Raw genomic sequence first — 494 nt, 5'->3', positions numbered from 1 at the left:
GGCCTCGACCGTGGAGCTGTTCGACGGCTACCGGTTCGAGATCGCCGGGTCGCTGCAATTTCCCACGTCGGCGGTCGTCAGTGCCGAACTCGGCTTGGACACCTTGCCGACCATCGACCTTGAGGTCATGTCGGTATCGCTGCGGGGGGTCGGTGACGCTCCGGTCGTCTACTACTCCGACCCGATGAAGATGCTGGCCCACCTGGGTGAGGTCCACGGCGCCGACGCAGTGGCCGGCATGGCGGGCCTGATGGCCTGGAGCCTGGCGCCCACCCGAGCGCTCGGCCGGTTCGACGCGGGGCGTGGGCCCCGCACGCTCGACGAGATGTATGCCTGCGCTGCAACGGAATCCGAGCGTGCCGCGATCGACGATCTGCTGTTCGGATCGGTGAGCGACGTCTTGGATCGCTACCTGCCGGACCGGGACAAGCACGGTGCACTGCGCGGTATGTTGGCTTTTCTGGCGGTCAACACCACCTACCGCGGGCCCGAAA

The 494-nt window shown here is 67.0% G+C and carries 1 protein-coding gene; it reads left to right on the top strand.

The genetic code is table 11. The features are described from left to right. Positions 1-494, top strand: a 494-nt coding sequence (locus IMZ11_RS43810) for a hypothetical protein (protein WP_228649632.1), incomplete at both ends; no start/stop codon positions are given.

Origin of the sequence: Microtetraspora sp. AC03309 (assembly GCF_020826795.1) — a bacterium.
Lineage (GTDB): Bacteria > Actinomycetota > Actinomycetes > Streptosporangiales > Streptosporangiaceae > Microtetraspora > Microtetraspora glauca.
This window is presented reverse-complemented; position numbering and strand designations above follow the sequence as displayed.